The 16256-nt window shown below is 23.8% G+C and carries 21 protein-coding genes and 2 pseudogenes; 12 read left to right on the top strand and 11 right to left on the bottom strand.

The features are described from left to right. Positions 1–96 precede the first annotated feature (96 nt). The 9 genes and pseudogenes from AAHM78_RS09495 to AAHM78_RS09455 all read left to right on the top strand — a co-directional run bounded on the left by AAHM78_RS09495 (position 97) and on the right by AAHM78_RS09455 (position 7452). Complete coding sequence (locus AAHM78_RS09495) at positions 97–777, top strand: hypothetical protein (RefSeq protein WP_342252980.1); 681 nt, start codon at positions 97–99, stop codon at positions 775–777. Between the two features lie 42 nt (positions 778–819). Next, on the top strand, positions 820–1125 hold the full coding sequence (locus tag AAHM78_RS09490) for a hypothetical protein (RefSeq protein WP_342252979.1): 306 nt from the start codon (positions 820–822) through the stop codon (positions 1123–1125). 229 nt (positions 1126–1354) lie between these two features. After that, positions 1355–3361 (top strand): transketolase, encoded by a 2007-nt coding sequence (tkt, locus tag AAHM78_RS09485; RefSeq protein ID WP_342252978.1) that lies wholly within the window; start codon positions 1355–1357, stop codon positions 3359–3361. A 13-nt stretch (positions 3362–3374) separates the two neighbouring features. Then, positions 3375–3611 carry a YneF family protein gene (locus AAHM78_RS09480; RefSeq protein WP_342252977.1) on the top strand — a complete coding sequence of 79 codons (237 nt, stop codon included), beginning with the start codon at positions 3375–3377 and terminating at the stop codon, positions 3609–3611. Positions 3612–4169: 558 nt separating this feature from the next. Continuing rightward, a pseudogene (locus AAHM78_RS09475) lies at positions 4170–4895 on the top strand (IS30 family transposase); the annotation flags it as partial. Positions 4896–4978: 83 nt separating this feature from the next. After that, positions 4979–5938: an IS1595 family transposase gene (locus AAHM78_RS09470; protein WP_342252975.1), complete on the top strand. Its 960-nt coding sequence runs from the start codon at positions 4979–4981 to the stop codon at positions 5936–5938. A 398-nt stretch (positions 5939–6336) separates the two neighbouring features. Further along, positions 6337–6651, top strand: a complete 315-nt coding sequence (locus tag AAHM78_RS09465) for a transposase family protein (RefSeq protein WP_342252974.1) — start codon at positions 6337–6339, stop codon at positions 6649–6651. Beyond that, a complete protein-coding gene (locus AAHM78_RS09460) occupies positions 6635–7027 on the top strand; it encodes a transposase family protein (RefSeq protein ID WP_342252923.1) in 393 nt (130 codons plus the stop codon). Before AAHM78_RS09465 ends, AAHM78_RS09460 begins: the two co-directional genes overlap by 17 nt. 50 nt (positions 7028–7077) lie before the next feature. After that, positions 7078–7452, top strand: a complete 375-nt coding sequence (locus tag AAHM78_RS09455; RefSeq protein WP_342255130.1) for a transposase family protein — start codon at positions 7078–7080, stop codon at positions 7450–7452. A gap of 105 nt (positions 7453–7557) precedes the next feature. On the opposite strand, the gene AAHM78_RS09450 is transcribed toward AAHM78_RS09455, so the two are convergent. After that, positions 7558–8502, bottom strand: a complete 945-nt coding sequence (locus AAHM78_RS09450) for an IS30 family transposase (RefSeq protein ID WP_342252973.1) — start codon at positions 8500–8502, stop codon at positions 7558–7560. A gap of 200 nt (positions 8503–8702) precedes the next feature. Here AAHM78_RS09450 and AAHM78_RS09445 point away from each other — a divergent pair, with 200 nt between their 5' ends. Beyond that, on the top strand, positions 8703–9053 hold the full coding sequence (locus AAHM78_RS09445; protein WP_342252972.1) for a hypothetical protein: 351 nt from the start codon (positions 8703–8705) through the stop codon (positions 9051–9053). Here the strand turns inward: AAHM78_RS09445 and AAHM78_RS09440 are convergent. Then, positions 9045–9989 (bottom strand): IS30 family transposase, encoded by a 945-nt coding sequence (locus AAHM78_RS09440; protein ID WP_342252971.1) that lies wholly within the window; start codon positions 9987–9989, stop codon positions 9045–9047. The two genes, AAHM78_RS09445 and AAHM78_RS09440, sit on opposite strands and share 9 nt — an antisense overlap. Positions 9990–10147: 158 nt before the next feature. Between AAHM78_RS09440 and AAHM78_RS09435 the strand changes: the two genes are divergently transcribed. Further along, entirely contained in the window at positions 10148–10408 is a 261-nt protein-coding gene (locus tag AAHM78_RS09435) for a hypothetical protein (RefSeq protein WP_342252970.1), read from the top strand. Positions 10409–10487: 79 nt separating this feature from the next. Continuing rightward, positions 10488–10721, top strand: a pseudogene (locus AAHM78_RS17010) (IS30 family transposase); the annotation flags it as partial. Here AAHM78_RS17010 and AAHM78_RS09430 read toward each other — a convergent pair. From AAHM78_RS09430 to AAHM78_RS09395, 9 genes are all read right to left on the bottom strand, one after another. After that, positions 10713–11387, bottom strand: coding sequence for an ankyrin repeat domain-containing protein (locus AAHM78_RS09430; RefSeq protein ID WP_342252969.1), 675 nt, complete (start codon positions 11385–11387; stop codon positions 10713–10715). The pseudogene AAHM78_RS17010 and the gene AAHM78_RS09430 sit on opposite strands and share 9 nt — an antisense overlap. A gap of 168 nt (positions 11388–11555) precedes the next feature. Then, positions 11556–12377 (bottom strand): IS1595 family transposase, encoded by an 822-nt coding sequence (locus tag AAHM78_RS09425; RefSeq protein ID WP_342252843.1) that lies wholly within the window; start codon positions 12375–12377, stop codon positions 11556–11558. Between the two features lie 169 nt (positions 12378–12546). Continuing rightward, complete coding sequence (gene rpsO / locus AAHM78_RS09420; protein ID WP_252319942.1) at positions 12547–12813, bottom strand: 30S ribosomal protein S15; 267 nt, start codon at positions 12811–12813, stop codon at positions 12547–12549. A gap of 167 nt (positions 12814–12980) precedes the next feature. After that, a complete protein-coding gene (gene plsY, locus AAHM78_RS09415) occupies positions 12981–13694 on the bottom strand; it encodes a glycerol-3-phosphate 1-O-acyltransferase PlsY (RefSeq protein WP_342252968.1) in 714 nt (237 codons plus the stop codon). 42 nt (positions 13695–13736) lie between these two features. After that, positions 13737–14039 carry a SemiSWEET family sugar transporter gene (locus AAHM78_RS09410; RefSeq protein ID WP_342252967.1) on the bottom strand — a complete coding sequence of 101 codons (303 nt, stop codon included), beginning with the start codon at positions 14037–14039 and terminating at the stop codon, positions 13737–13739. Next, positions 14032–14322 carry a SemiSWEET family sugar transporter gene (locus tag AAHM78_RS17005; protein ID WP_425289738.1) on the bottom strand — a complete coding sequence of 97 codons (291 nt, stop codon included), beginning with the start codon at positions 14320–14322 and terminating at the stop codon, positions 14032–14034. The genes AAHM78_RS09410 and AAHM78_RS17005 overlap by 8 nt, the downstream gene beginning before the upstream one ends. A gap of 117 nt (positions 14323–14439) precedes the next feature. Beyond that, positions 14440–14604, bottom strand: coding sequence for a hypothetical protein (locus tag AAHM78_RS09405; protein WP_338957675.1), 165 nt, complete (start codon positions 14602–14604; stop codon positions 14440–14442). Between the two features lie 61 nt (positions 14605–14665). Continuing rightward, positions 14666–14806: a hypothetical protein gene (locus tag AAHM78_RS09400; protein WP_338980494.1), complete on the bottom strand. Its 141-nt coding sequence runs from the start codon at positions 14804–14806 to the stop codon at positions 14666–14668. 108 nt (positions 14807–14914) lie between these two features. Continuing rightward, positions 14915–16114, bottom strand: a complete 1200-nt coding sequence (locus AAHM78_RS09395) for a hypothetical protein (protein ID WP_342252966.1) — start codon at positions 16112–16114, stop codon at positions 14915–14917. Positions 16115–16256 lie beyond the last annotated feature (142 nt).

Genomic DNA, 16256 nt, shown 5'->3' with positions numbered 1-16256 from the left:
TAATAATATTCTACAAAAGAATATAAAGTTTTTTAATCCTCTTATTTTAATTTTAAAATAAATGGGTTTTTTATTTTTAGAAAGGAAGAAAAAATAATGGCAGCTGAAACTTATATTAGAAAATTAAAATTATCGCCAACATTTGCATTCACAACACAACAAATCCGTTCATTGACAAAAAAGCAAAGAGAAGCAATTGATAAAAAACAAACATCAGTATTTACAATGGAACAAATGAGAACATTCACACTTGAACAAATGGAACAACTTGCAATTGATCCAGATCTTATTGCTGAAGCCATGAGATTATCAGAAGAAGAAGCACAAGTGGAACTGGCAAAAAAATTATCGTTAGAAAAAGAAAAACAATCTGACATAATAGTAAAAGAATTTAAAGAAACATCAATGCCCTCATCACAAACATTTAAAGTAGAGACAGAAGTAAAATTAGTTACTGAAGAGGAAATACTAAAACAAGGAGTAAGACCCAAAGGAAGTAAGATTATTCAACATACAAATAATAATCATCAAGAAAAGGTAATAATTTCCGAACCAACCATTTCACCATATCTTTATGAAAGTAGTTTAGATTTACAAGCAACCAATGAAGATGATGAATTTGGTTTTGTAGTTGTTGATGAACCTTATAAAACATTACAATCAGAAGAAGTATCTGAGAAAGAAAGAGAAGATATTGATAGAGCGATTGCATTAGAGGCTTTATCATTAAAAAGACAGGAAAGAAATAATAAAGCAATTGGTTTATATTTAGAATAACAAGAAGAACTTGAAAAATCAGCAAAAACACAATCAAATTTAATGCAAGTAATCAAAAAATCTGAAATAGAAGAAATTAAAGTTTTAGAACAACAAAAAATAAATATAATTTTAAATTTCTTAATTAAATTAGTAACTTTTGGAAAAATTAATAAAAATAAGAAAATTGAAATAGAAATTAGTCAAAAATGAAAAAAAATATCAGAATCATGTAGTAAAAAACCAAAAACAAATCCAACATTATTTTCAAAATCATCTGGAAAAGATTTTAATAAACAACAAGTAAACAATGAATCAGCAAACCTACCATTAATAAACTTAAATAAACCAAGAACATCACAAATGTAAAATATTAAGAAAAGAGTTATATTATTTAAGATGAAATATTATTTTTTTTATCTTGGGGTGACCTTTTCTTTTTTAATTTGTTCAAAGATTCAATTTAGTTAAAATAAAATTATATTTTTTGTCATTATTATTTATAATTTTTTAATTATTTTTAAAAAATTACCTATTTTATTAAGAATATTGTTAATATTATATTAAATAATAACTATTAAAAATTTAAGGAGAAATTATGGAAAATAAAATTAATTTAGATAAATTAACTATTAATTCAATTCGTATGTTAGGAGTACAAGCAGTTAATGCTGCTAAAAGTGGCCATCCCGGTATTGTTTTAGGTGCTTCACCAATGACTTTTTCTTTATTTAAAAATCATTTATCTTTTAATCCAAAAAATCCAAAATGATTTAATCGTGATCGATTTGTTTTATCAGCAGGTCATGGTAGTGTTTTATTATATTCAATATTACATCATGCTGGTTATAAATATACAATCAATGATATAAAACAATTCCGTCAATTAAATAGTAATACACCTGGTCATCCCGAATATCATTTAGACTATGGAGTAGAGACGGCTACTGGACCATTAGGTCAGGGTATCGCTAATGCTGTTGGAATGGCGCTTACTGAGAGTTTTCTTAGTGCTAAATATAATCAAAAAGATCTTAATATTATTGATCATTATACATATGCAATTTGTGGTGATGGTGATTTACAAGAAGGTATTGCACAAGAAGCACTTAGTTTTGCTGGACATTTTAAATTAAATAAACTAATTATTTTATATGATTCAAATGATGTTCAATTAGATTCATCTGTTAAATTAGTATATTCAGAAAATTTAAAAATGCGTCTTCAAGCATTAGAGTGAAATTATTTAAAAGTTGAAGATGGTGAAGATGATAAACTTATTTCTGAAGCTATTAAAAAAGCAAAAGTTAGTGATAAACCAACTTTAATTGAAATTAAAACTATAATTGGTTATGGGGCTAGTAAACAAGGAACACCGAGTGTTCATGGCTCTCCTTTAATGGAAGATATTAAAACAGTTGCTAAAAATTTAAACTGAGAATATCCTGAATTTACTGTTCCCAAAGAAGTAAGTACTTACTTCACACAAACAGCACTTAATCATGGTTCTAAAATAGAATTAGTTTGAAATCAAAAAGTTGAAAAATATGCAAAATTATATCCAAAATTGTATAAAGAAATTAAATCAGCATTGAAAAATGAAATTTTTAATGAAGATTATCAATTAAATAAAATTGATTGAACTTCAATTATTGGGGTAAATCCACAAGCAACAAGAGTAGACTCTGGTAATATTTTAAAACTTTTATCAGCTCATTGTCCAACATTAATTGGTGGTAGTGCTGATTTAGCTGGCTCAACTAAAGCATTAGTAACAGACAAAGACTTTCTACCTCTTGACCATTCAGGAAGACATATTCATTATGGAGTAAGAGAATTTGCAATGGGCGCTATTGTTAACGGTATGACGTTACATCAAGGCACAATTCCTTTTGGTTCTACTTTTCTTGTGTTTAGTGATTATCTAAAGCCTGCATTACGATTAGCAGCTTTAATGTCAATTCCATCTTTGTTTATTTTTAGTCATGATAGTATCGCAGTTGGCGAAGATGGTCCTACCCATGAACCAGTTGAACAACTAACAATGTTAAGAACTATTCCTAATTTTAATGTAATTCGCCCTGCTGATACAAAAGAAACAATTGGTGCATATTTAATGGCATTATCTAGTAAAACTAACCCTAGTGCTATTATTATTACTAGACAAAATTTACCACAACTTGCAAATAGTAATATTGAGGCAGTTCAAAAAGGTGCTTATATTATTAGTAAAGAGAATAGTAGTAAAGTTTTAGATTTAATTATTATTGCTACCGGTAGTGAAGTTTCATTAGCTATTGCTAGTCAAGAACAACTATGAAACGATCAAAAACTTAATGTTCGTGTAGTTTCAATGCCTTCTACTTTTATTTTTGATAAACAAGATAAAACATATCAAAATAGAATTTTACCTAATGATATTATAAAAGTTGCTATTGAAATGGGTTCTAAAGATAGTTGATATAAATATGTTGCATGTAATGGCTTTGTTATTGGCGTAAGTACTTTTGGTATTTCTGCTCCTGATAAGGTAGTACTAGAAAAATATGGCTTTACATCAAATCAAGTGTGTGATAAAATTAATAAGTTTTTAAACAGTAAGTAAGGAGAAATTAATAATGATGGTTTGGTGAGCAGTATTAATCATTGGCATTGCTAGTGCGTTAATTGGTGGATTAGTTGGTTTTATTGTTACTAAGAAGATTTTCGAAAAACAATTACATAAAAATCCTCCTATTAATGAAAATATGATTCGTGCAATGTATTTACAAATGGGGCGTAAACCTACTGAATCTCAAATTAAATCAGTAATGCAAGCAATGAAACGTCAACAAAGTACTACTAAAAAACGATAATTTTGATTAAATATAAATTGTAAAATAGTTACCATTATGGTAGCTATTTTTATTCATTATATTTGTGATAAATTTAATGTTTTATATATCCACTTGTTTATGGCTTATTTTGTGGATAATTTTCTTCTTTTAATTCTTGTTTAATTTTTTTCTGTCATTTTTTTTCTTTTTCTTGATTAGTATTTAAGTTATTAATGTTACATTTAAATATTTTTTTTATTTTTTGTTCAATTTTTAAAATTCTTTTCTTATCAATTTTTAATCCAATTAATATTAAATTTTCTTTTATATTTTTTACTGAATTATTTGTATTTAAATGTATTAATATATTATCTTTAATATCATTAAATAATGAGTTATTTGAAAATTCTGGTCTGTATTTAATAATTTCTACTTTTGCCTTATTTGTAATATATTCTTCATATTCGTGATAAAATATGTTTTCTAATATATTTTTTATGTTTTTATCATAACTTTAATTGTAAAATTAAAAAGGACACTTATATAAAAATTAAATTGTGTTAGTTCTATAATTAAGAAAAGAAAGGAATTAGCGCAATGTATAAGTATCTGAGTATTGAATCAATAATAGCAATAAAAGAATATAAAAATTATGGATTTTCGATTCGCAAAATAGCAAAAATTGTTGATTATAGTAAATCAACTGTACATAGAGTTTGTAGATTATTAAATAAAAACTTATTGCCATTAGAAATATTGAATCAATTTCAAAAAAATAAACAAAATGCAGGCAGAAAATTAATAATTTTAACTTTAACAGAAATTAATAGTATTAATCATTTGTTAATTACTAAAAAGTATGCTCTTGATATAATTGCTAACTTTTTAAAGGAAAATAAAATAAAAAGTATTTCAACAAAAACTTTATATAACATGTTTAAAACAAATCGAATGGGTTTTGATGAAAATAACTTATTGAGAAAAGGCAAAAATAAATCTCACAAACAAAAAGAAACTAGGGGCAAAATTAATAATTGTAAGTCTATTCATGAAAGAAATTTAATCATTCCTAATATTAAAAATATACAAGAATTTGGTCATTTAGAAGGTGATACTATCATTGGCAAAGATCATAAAAGTTCTATTATTACTTTGGCTGATATATGATCAAAAACCACAATTCCTTTAGTAACTAAAAATCATAAATCAGAAAATATTACGAAAAGTATAATAAAATTTATTTCAAAGTTACAAAAAGGAACAGTTAAAACCATTACTTTTGATCGTGGTAAAGAATTTAGTAAATGAAGATTAATCGAAAAAATTTTTTAATTTTCACAAAAAATCTTGATATTACTTTTAATTTAAAATTAAAAGTAATATTTTTATATCGGGGGTGATTTTTTGTGACTAATAATGAATTAATTGATGTTTTAAAAAACAAAAAAGATGAAGAATTTATAAAAATTATTAGACATTTTAAAAATAGAATTAAACAAATTGAGAAAAAAGAAAAATTAGATGCAATTGATAAAAAATTTAAAGAAAAAGGAATTCAATGTCCAAATTGTAAATCTTATTGATGTGTAAAAAATGGTTTTAAGAATAATAAGCAAAAATATTTATGCAAAGATTGTAAAAGTAGCTTTGATGCTTTAAGAAATCATTTTTTACATTGAAGTCATTTATCTCATGAACAATGAGATTGAATAATTTGATTTTCATTGTTAGGTCAATCTGCTTATACTATTTCTCAATTTGCTAAAATTTCAAAAACATCAGCATGATTTAATCGTCAAAAATTTATGAAATCATCACAATTAGCAAAAACACAAAAACCATTCACAAAATTAAAAGGTAGAATTGAAATTGATGAAACTTTTATCAAAGAAATTCATAAAGGAAATTTCAAAAATCCAGATGATCCAAGAAAAAAATGAATTGAAGAAAATTCTAAAGATTTAAACTGTTGTATTGAAATGGCAATTGATGAAAATAAAAATATTTATGCTCAAACAACAAATACTAAAAGATTAACAAAAAAATGAGTACAAGAAAATTTAACATCTAAGCTTATCGAAGAAAAATCAATTATAGTTTGTGATATGCAAATACTATATGATACAGTAGCTAAACAAACAAAATGTACTCTAAAGAAATTTAAATCAAAAGAAAATAAAGAATTAAATTATAAAAATTTAAGTAATATCAGTAAAATACAATCAAGTTTAAAAGAATTTATTACTCATTATCATGGCATTGGATTTACCAATATTCAAAATTACCTCAATTTATGAAAATTTAAATACCAACATTATAAAATATCACCTTATGCAAAATCTGAAGCATTATATTTCGGTTTGTAAAAAAAATAAATCCCAAAATTAAATAAAATCAAATTTTAGGCCAGGTTGATGATTTTTTTTATTTCATCAAGATTTTTTTTGAAAATTAAAAGAATTTTCTTTTAATTTTCAAAAAAAATCTTGATATTACTTTTAATTTAAAATTAAAAGTAATATTTTTATATCAGGGGTGATTTTTTGTGACTAATAATGAATTAATTGATGTTTTAAAAAACAAAAAAAATTAAGAATTTATAAAAATTATTAGACATTTTAAAAATAGAATTAAACAAATTGAGAAAAAAGAAAAATTAGATGCAATTGATAAAAAATTTAAAGAAAAAGGAATTAGACTTGGTGCAAAACCTTTAATTTTAACAATTTAACGATTATTATTAATATTAAAGGTGATAGTTATTATGTTGAAAAAATATAAAGATGATCAAGAATTTTATAGTTTAGTCGGCATAAAGCCACAAACATTTTATAAAATGCTTGAAATTTTAAAAATTGCTGAGTCTAAACAAAAATATTATGGTGGTAGAAAAAATAAAATTGTAATTGAAGAGCGTTTATTAATGACTTTAGAATATTGAAAAGACTATAGTAGTTATAGAGTTATTGCAAAAAGATATAATATTAGTCATAAGACTTGGTGCAAAACCTTTAATTTTAACAATTTAACGATTATTATTAATATTAAAGGTGATAGTTATTATGTTGAAAAAATATAAAGATGATCAAGAATTTTATAGTTTAGTCGGCATAAAGCCACAAACATTTTATAAAATGTTTGAAATTTTAAAAATTGCTGAGTCTAAACAAAAATATTATGGTGGTAGAAAAAATAAAATTGTAATTGAAGAGCGTTTATTAATGACTTTAGAATATTGAAAAGACTATAGTAGTTATAGAGTTATTGCAAAAAGATATAATATTAGTCATACTAGTTGCATTCGTAATATTTTTTGAATTGAAAATATTTTAATAAAAAGCGGAATTTTTAATTTACCTGGAAAAAAAGATTTAACAAAAAATAAAGGTACTAATAATAATTTGTTAGCTATTGATGCTACTGAAACTCCAATTGAAAGAATTAAAAAAAACTAAAATTACTTTTTTCAGGTAAAAAGAAACATCATTCTCTCAAATCCCAAATAATTATTGATATTTCCAATGGAAAAATTATTTCAACTGCTTTTTGTTTTGGAAGCATTCATGATTTTAAATTGCTTCTAAAATCTAAAACTTTTATTCATCCAGAAAAACAAGTTTTTGTTGATTCAGGTTATCAATGTATACAAAATATTCATAAAAATACATTTTTGCCATTTAAAAAAAGTAAATACAATCAATTAACACCAATTCAAAAAGAATACAATAAAACTTTAAGTAAAATTAGAATTAAAATTGAACACGTATTTGCTAAACTAAAACGTTTTAAAATTTTAAGTTTAAAATATCGCAATAAAATACGAAGATTTGCATTAAGATTTAATTTAATAGCAGGAATATATAATTTTGAATTACCTTAGTTTTGCACCAAGTCTATTCAATGTCCAAATTGTAAATCTTATTGATGTGTAAAAAATGGTTTTAAGAATAATAACCTGAGTTGTAAATATAAATGGGACAGTTTTTTAAAATAATTGTATTAAATCTATTGGTCTTTTATAAGAGAGCGATTTTCTGGGTGTAGAATTAATTTGAAATGCTATAAAATTTAAATATTTTTGTTTATATGAAGATAGATCTGTAGATTTTGGTAAATATCTTCTTAAAATACCATTATTATTTTCATTTAAACCCCTTTGGCAAGGTTTACCAGGATCTGCAAAATAAATTTTGACATTACAAATTTTTTCGATTAATCTTCATTTACTAAATTCTTTACCACGATCAAAAGTAATGGTTTTAACTGTTCCTTTTTGTAACTTTGAAATAAATTTTATTATACTTTTCGTAATATTTTCTGATTTATAATTTTTAGTTACTAAAGGAATTGTGGTTTTTGATCATATATCAGCCAAAGTAATAATAGAACTTTTATGATCTTTTCCAATGATAGTATCACCTTCTAAATGACCAAATTCTTGTATATTTTTAATATTAGGAATGATTAAATTTCTTTCATGAATAGACTTACAATTATTAATTTTGCCCCTAGTTTCTTTTTGTTTGTGAGATTTATTTTTGCCTTTTCTCAATAAGTTATTTTCATCAAAACCCATTCGATTTGTTTTAAACATGTTATATAAAGTTTTTGTTGAAATACTTTTTATTTTATTTTCCTTTAAAAAGTTAGCAATTATATCAAGAGCATACTTTTTAGTAATTAACAAATGATTAATACTATTAATTTCTTTTAAAGTTAAAATTATTAATTTTCTGCCCGCATTTTGTTTATTTTTTTGAAATTGATTCAATATTTCTAATGGCAATAAGTTTTTATTTAATAATCTACAAACTCTATGTACAGTTGATTTACTATAATCAACAATTTTTGCTATTTTACGAATCGAAAATCCATAATTTTTATATTCTTTTATTGCTATTATTGATTCAATACTCAGATACTTATACATTGCGCTAATTCCTTTCTTTTCTTAATTATAGAACTAACACAATTTAATTTTTATATAAGTGTCCTTTTTAATTTTACAATTAAAGTAAGCAAAAATATTTATGCAAAGATTGTAAAAGTAGCTTTGATGCTTTAAGAAATCATTTTTTACATTGAAGTCATTTATCTCATGAACAATGAGATTGAATAATTTGATTGTCATTGTTAGGTCAATCTGCTTATACTATTTCTCAATTTGCTAAAATTTCAAAAACATCAGCATGATTTAATCGTCAAAAATTTATGAAATCATCACAATTAGCAAAAACACAAAAACCATTCACAAAATTAAAAGGTAGAATTGAAATTGATGAAACTTTTATCAAAGAAATTCATAAAGTAAATTTCAAAAATCCAGATGATCCAAGAAAAAAATGAATTGAAGAAAATGCTAAAGATTTAAACTGTTGTATTGAAATGGCAATTGATGAAAATAAAAATATTTATGCTCAAACAACAAATACTAAAAGATTCCTGAGTTGTAAATATAAATGGGACAGTTTTTTAAAATAATTGTATTAAATCTATTGGTCTTTTGTAAGAGAGCGATTTTCTGGGTGTAGAATTAATTTGAAATGCTATAAAATTTAAATCTTTTTGTTTATATGAAGATAGATCTGTAGATTTTGGTAAATATCTTCTTAAAATACCATTATTATTTTCATTTAAACCCCTTTGGCAAGGTTTACCAGGATCTGCAAAATAAATTTTGACATTACAAATTTTTTCGATTAATCTTCATTTACTAAATTCTTTACCACGATCAAAAGTAATGGTTTTAACTGTTCCTTTTTGTAACTTTGAAATAAATTTTATTATACTTTTCGTAATATTTTCTGATTTATGATTTTTAGTTACTAAAGGAATTGTGGTTTTTGATCATATATCAGCCAAAGTAATAATAGAACTTTTATGATCTTTGCCAATGATAGTATCACCTTCTAAATGACCAAATTCTTGTATATTTTTAATATTAGGAATGATTAAATTTCTTTCATGAATAGACTTACAATTATTAATTTTGCCCCTAGTTTCTTTTTGTTTGTGAGATTTATTTTTGCCTTTTCTCAATAAGTTATTTTCATCAAAACCCATTCGATTTGTTTTAAACATGTTATATAAAGTTTTTGTTGAAATACTTTTTATTTTATTTTCCTTTAAACAGTTAGCAATTATATCAAGAGCATACTTTTTAGTAATTAACAAATGATTAATACTATTAATTTCTGTTAAATTTAAAATTATTAATTTTCTGCCTGCATTTTGTTTATTTTTTTGAAATTGATTCAATATTTCTAATGGCAATAAGTTTTTATTTAATAATCTACAAACTCTATGTACAGTTGATTTACTATAATCAACAATTTTTGCTATTTTACGAATCGAAAATCCATAATTTTTATATTCTTTTATTGCTATTATTGATTCAATACTCAGATACTTATACATTGCGCTAATTCCTTTCTTTTCTTAATTATAGAACTAACACAATTTAATTTTTATATAAGTGTCCTTTTTAATTTTACAATTAAAGATTAACAAAAAAATGAGTACAAGAAAATTTAACATCTAAGCTTATCGAAGAAAAATCAATTATAGTTTGTGATATGCAAATACTATATGATACAGTAGCTAAACAAACAAAATGTACTCTCAAGAAATTTAAATCAAAAGAAAATAAAGAATTAAATTATAAAAATTTAAGTAATATCAGTAAAATACAATCAAGTTTAAAAGAATTTATTACTCATTATCACGGCATTGGATTTACCAATATTCAAAATTACCTCAATTTATGAAAATTTAAATACCAACATTATAAAATATCACCTTATGCAAAATCTGAAGCATTATATTTCAGTTTGTAAAAAAAATAAATCCCAAAATTAAATAAAATAAAATTTTAGGCCAGGTTGATGATTTTTTTTATTTCATCAAGAGTTTTTTTGAAAATTAAAAAAAATTTGTAATGTCAAAATTTATTTTGCAGATCCTGGTAAACCTTGCCAAAGGGGTTTAAATGAAAATAATAATGGTATTTTAAGAAGATATTTACCAAAATCTACAGATCTATCTTCATATAAACAAAAAGATTTAAATTTTATAGCATTTCAAATTAATTCTACACCCATAAAATCGCTCTCTTATAAAAGACCAATAGATTTAATACAATTATTTTAAAAAAATGTCCCATTTATATTTACAACTCAGGTAAAATAAACTATTATTAATAATGATTGTCAAAGCCGTATCACCATTTTGATTTATGAAATGAATATTTGCATTATTTATTAGTAAAGTATTAACTATTTGTGCTAGTCCATTTTTAGCAGCTAAATGCAAGGCTGTATCACCATTTTGGTTTGCGTGGTTGATATTAGCGCCATTTTCTATTAAAACATTAATTATACTTAAATAACCTTTTTTGGTAGATATTATTAGTGCTGTATCACCATTTTGGTTTGCGTGGTTGATATTAGCGCCATTTTCTATTAAAACATTAATTATACTTAAATAACCTTTTTTGGTAGATATTATTAGTGCTGTATCACCATTTTGGTTTGCGTGGTTGATATTAGCGCCATTTTCTATTAAAATTTTAATGGAATCTATAAGTTGATAATAGTGACTTGCTACTATTAAAGGACTATCACCATTTTTGTTTGTATAATTTATATTAGTATTTTTTTCTATTAAATTATTGATCTCTTTTTTTATTTCAGAACTAATTTTTTCTTCTTTAATTATATAATACCAATAATTAAAATATGTAATATTTTGATATGAAGTGACAGAATTTAAAATAACTGATATTATTTTTTCACCATTAATATCTTTATCATTCATTATTTTGTTCCTCCTTTTTGAAATCAAAAACCCATTTATTTTAGTAAAAAATAAATGGGTTAGAAACATATAATAATTAATAATGGCTTTTCTCCCTTTATGTACTATTTTTAAATTTTATCACATAAATGCTGAGAAAAGCCTATCTACGGACTTCTCCCCACATTTTTAAATCAAACATAACATTACAGTTTCAAAACTAGGTATATTGTTGAATTTATATGCCGATTCTTTTGCGTATAAATGAACATGATGTTTTTCAACTTTGATATGTGTTTTAAATGTTCGTCTGATGTGCTTTCATGCCGATTCAATCTGGTTTATGTTTACACCAGTTTTTGAAACATAGCCATCTTGATGGTTAACTGTTTCATGCTTAGTGAAAACTGATTTAAAATGGCGATATCCTTTTCAAGAATCAGTATGTACATCACACTTTGAAGAAATGTGGTTTCTTGCAAATTGCAAAAGATTTTTTTGATTTGCATTTTTCAACACTTTCACAATTAAATTATTGGTTGTTTTTTCATAAATCCCAACAATCAAAGTTTTATTTTTTAAGGATCTTCCTTGTTTTTTAAAACCCATATGTGAAAGATACATTTCATCCATTTGCACTATGCCCTCAACAATGAATTGAGGTTCTTGTTTTGCAATTGCACTTCGGATTTTATGACCCATTCTTCAAGCAGTTTTCAAAGTTACTCCCAATTCTTTTGCAACATCAGTTGATGGAATTCCATGTTTGGTGTTTATTCATCTAAAGATGAGATAAAACCAAGATGTCAAAGGTGTTTGTGACTTGTAAAAAATGGTGTCATGAAGAATACTAAATGTTTGATGACATTTCAAACATCTTATTCTTCTTAAATCAGAAGTATTCAAATTTGTTCAAGAACACCTCATACATTTGTTTTCCTTCAAACTTGCTATATATTTCAAACAATCTTTTTCTGTTTGAAATATATTGTTGAACTCATTCAATTTCATTGTTTCCTCCACAAGTACATGTGGGGAGAAGTCCGTTAATAATTATATTATAACACTTTTAGTATTAATTTTATTATTGTTTAAATAATTTGTAAATCTATTTCTATGTTTAATATTATTTAGATGTATATAAAAAAATCAGTATTAATAAGTAAATACTGATTTAATATTAGTTATCTTTTAGTGATAGTGCTGTTAATAATTTATTGTATGTAGCAACATCTTGTTTTTTAAAGTATTTTAAGAAACGTTTTCTGCTTGCTACCATTTTTAACAAACTTCGTTTTGCAGTAATATCTTTTTTTTGTACTTGTAGATGGGCTGTTAATTCTAAAATTCTTTTTGTTAAATTAATAATTTGAACTGCAGAAGAACCAGTATCCTTGGCATTTAAGCGAAATTTTTTAATCAATTCATCTTGTTTAATTTGTTCCATATTTGACAACTCTCCTTTAAATATAATTTGGCTTAAGCAAAGCTAATATCGGAGAGAATATTAACAATGTTAAGTCAACACGGTTATAATAGTACATTAATTTTAAACATAAAACAAGTATTTTTTTTAAAAATATTTTTATTGAGTTTGTATAAAGAGATGATTTTTTATTTTTTTTCTTCATTTGCTTTTTTATTTTTTTTATCAAAAATAGTCACTTTACTTTCAGTATGATTAAGAATTCTTTTACAATTATCTCAATGACGAATAATAATTAATATTCAAATTAGAGCCATAGTTATATTAACAATATAGTATTGAGTGTCTTGTTGGGAAAGAAAAGAATGCAGTGGTATATTCGGTATTCATGATAATATAAAAGCAAGTATCATCATTAACATTGAAGATAAAGATGACATTCTACTTAAATATAAAATAAATCATCAACTAGCAATTGTGATAACGCAATAAATAGGATTAATCATTAATAGTACTCCTAATGAAGATGCAGCTCCTTTACCACCACGAAAACCATAAAATAGTGGTCAACAGTGACCAATAATTGCAGCAAGACCAGTTGGATAAATATATGCTTGTTTAAACATTGTTTCATAATTAGGATTAGTAATATCAATAAAGGTTAAACCGTATGCAATTAAAATAGGGATAGCGGGCTTAAAACCATCAATAATTAAAATAATAGTTCCCCATTTACCACCCATAACTCGTGTTGAATTAGTAGCACCAGCATTTTTAGAGTAATAATCTCTAACATCGGTTTTAAATTTTAATTTACTAATAATAATTGAAGGTGAGATTGAGCCAATTAAATAACCAATGATAATAAAAATAAAAGTTCCTAATAGATTAATATGTGCCATTTTTTTCTCCATTCTTGTGCAAGTATTATGTTAATAAAAATTTTATTTTTTGGAAGTTAAATTGTTCTTTTTATCTTTATTATAATATAAATTATAAATTATTAATGTTAATAATATGATATTAATAACTGTACCAAAGGCATTTGCTGCTAGTAAGGGAATGTTTTTAATTAAACTAGCATAAATTATGAATGAAGTTAAGCCTATTTGATATATGCTATAAGAAATTAACGATAAACCTTTTGTGTTTTTAGTTTTAATTAGTTTAATAGTTTGTGGTAAAAAGGCAACTGAAATAAAAAAGGCACCTATATATCCAATAATATCAATTGCAATATTAGACATTTTTTTCCTCCTTATTTTTTTGTTTAATGAAATTGTTAACAATAATCCCAATTATTATGAAATTTAGTGTAGCAGTAATAGTTTGACAAGTAATCATGGGAATATCATTACGAAGTATGCCAAATATTAAAAAAGTAAGACCCCCCAGTTGATAGATACTATATGAAAAAATAGAAAGACCTGAAGTATTTCTTGTTTTAATTAGTTTAATAGTTTGTGGTAAGAATGCCAAAGGAATACAAATGGCTGCAAGATACCCTAATATTTCTATAAAAATGTTCATTTTTTCTCCTTTTAATTAATTTAATTTATCATAATAATTATAATAAAATATTGTGAAAATAGTTATTTATTTTATTTTAAATAATAAAAAATGTGTTTTGCTAAACACATCATTAATTTATTTTTCTTCTTCTTTAATGAAACATTTTTTACATAAAGATTTTCCTTCTTTTATATCAAGAATGTCAAAAGGTTCAAACATCATTCCGCAATCAAAACATTTTACAGTTTTTGTTAAAGATTCATCATCAGTTTTTTTGTTTTTTTTATTGAATCATTTCATTATATCCTTCCTTTCTAAATATATTAAATAAGTGTGTTAATGACACACTTATTTAATATATTTATTTAGCACAATCTTTACACAAACATTTACCATCTGCTGCTTTAGTACATTCAGATGAATTTTTCATTTTCCCACAACCATCACATTTTTTTTGATCTTTTGCTTCTCCAGTTTTATCCTTTTTTTTAAATGGTCACATGTATATAACTTCCTTTCCTCATATCATAATTACTCTACTCAATTATAACAAATTTTATTATTTTCTATGGTATTAACTATTTTTAAAACTTTTTTTGTTAAATTTTGATTAATTATTTTTTTCTATTTTAAGAATATTATTTTTGATTTCTTCAATTTCTTCAATATCAGTTATTCTATTAAATAAGTGAAAAAGCATATAGTTTAATTCTTTTGGTTTATGAAAGTGTTTTTTTAAAACAATTATTGTTTCATCAATAGTTGCCATTAGCGTTACTGCTTGTTTGGTGTTAATGCTATTATTTTGTAATGGTATACGAACAAGTGTTGGCAATTGACTAACAAACATGTAGTCTTCTAAAGATTTTTCTTTTTGTGTATAATAGAAAATTTGAAAAGCACTAATTTTAGCAGCAATTGTTTTAATAGCATTTTTTACTGCTGTAACTTGTGAATTAAGCATATTTTTGATTAATAAGGTAATGAAGATGGTAATTGTTCCAATTGGTAAAATAATTGATAAAATTAAGTCTAAGTTAACATTAAACTTTTGAGCAAATATTGATTTTAATAAAGTATAACCATTTTGGAATAAAATAACAGATAAAAATAAAGCAAAGTTTGGTGTTTTTCATCATTTATGCATAATTAATATTTCTGTTTTAATTTTTAAAATATATCAAAAGAAATAAGAAGTCAATACCAAGATAGTACCATAAATTAATACAATGATAGTTGTTAGAAAATTGAAAAAACTAAAAACAATAGCTAAATTAACTGTAAAACCTAGATACATTTTAATATCATAAATTGGATAATCATTAGCAAATTGAGTTGTTAAACCATATTTTCTTTGAAACGCTCGACAACGATAAAGTTTAATAATGATAATAATATAAAAAAGTAAAGCGATTAAAGCGATTAAAATTGTAATAAAGATATATGAATAAGCATTATTAATGCTATTTAAACGTTGTGTTCATGCGCTTCCTCAGTCACTTATTGGCGAATCATCATGTTTAGTAAAAATAAATGACATTAATGAAAAATCAATTAATGGATAATAAATATCCATTAATTTTTTATAGAAAGGAGTTTTGTAACTTTCTTGTTTTGCATTAGCAATTTGTTCTAGTAGTTCTTTAACATTATTTTCTTTATCAATTCTTGTTCTTTCATTTAAAAATAAGACTAATGCAGTAATTAGTAATGTAATAAATATTATTCAAAAAAATAATAAAACAAAATATTGCCCTCCCAAAAAATTATGCGGTCGTAATTTTTTAAATTGAATTTTTTGTCCTTCCAAGATTTATTCCCCCCCCGAAAAAATATTTTTTAAAATCGCTTACTTAAATTATAGCACTAATTAAAAATTCACTTATTAATTGGTAAAATTTACTAATTGTTAGATTAAATTTAAAAATTAATTATATAATTAATTTAAAATA

The sequence above is a fragment of the Spiroplasma endosymbiont of Zeiraphera isertana genome (genome assembly GCF_964030805.1).
GTDB lineage: Bacteria > Bacillota_I > Bacilli_A > Mycoplasmatales > VBWQ01 > Spiroplasma_E.
The sequence above is the reverse complement of the archived record's forward strand: the minus strand, read 5'-3'. Positions and strand labels throughout refer to the sequence as shown.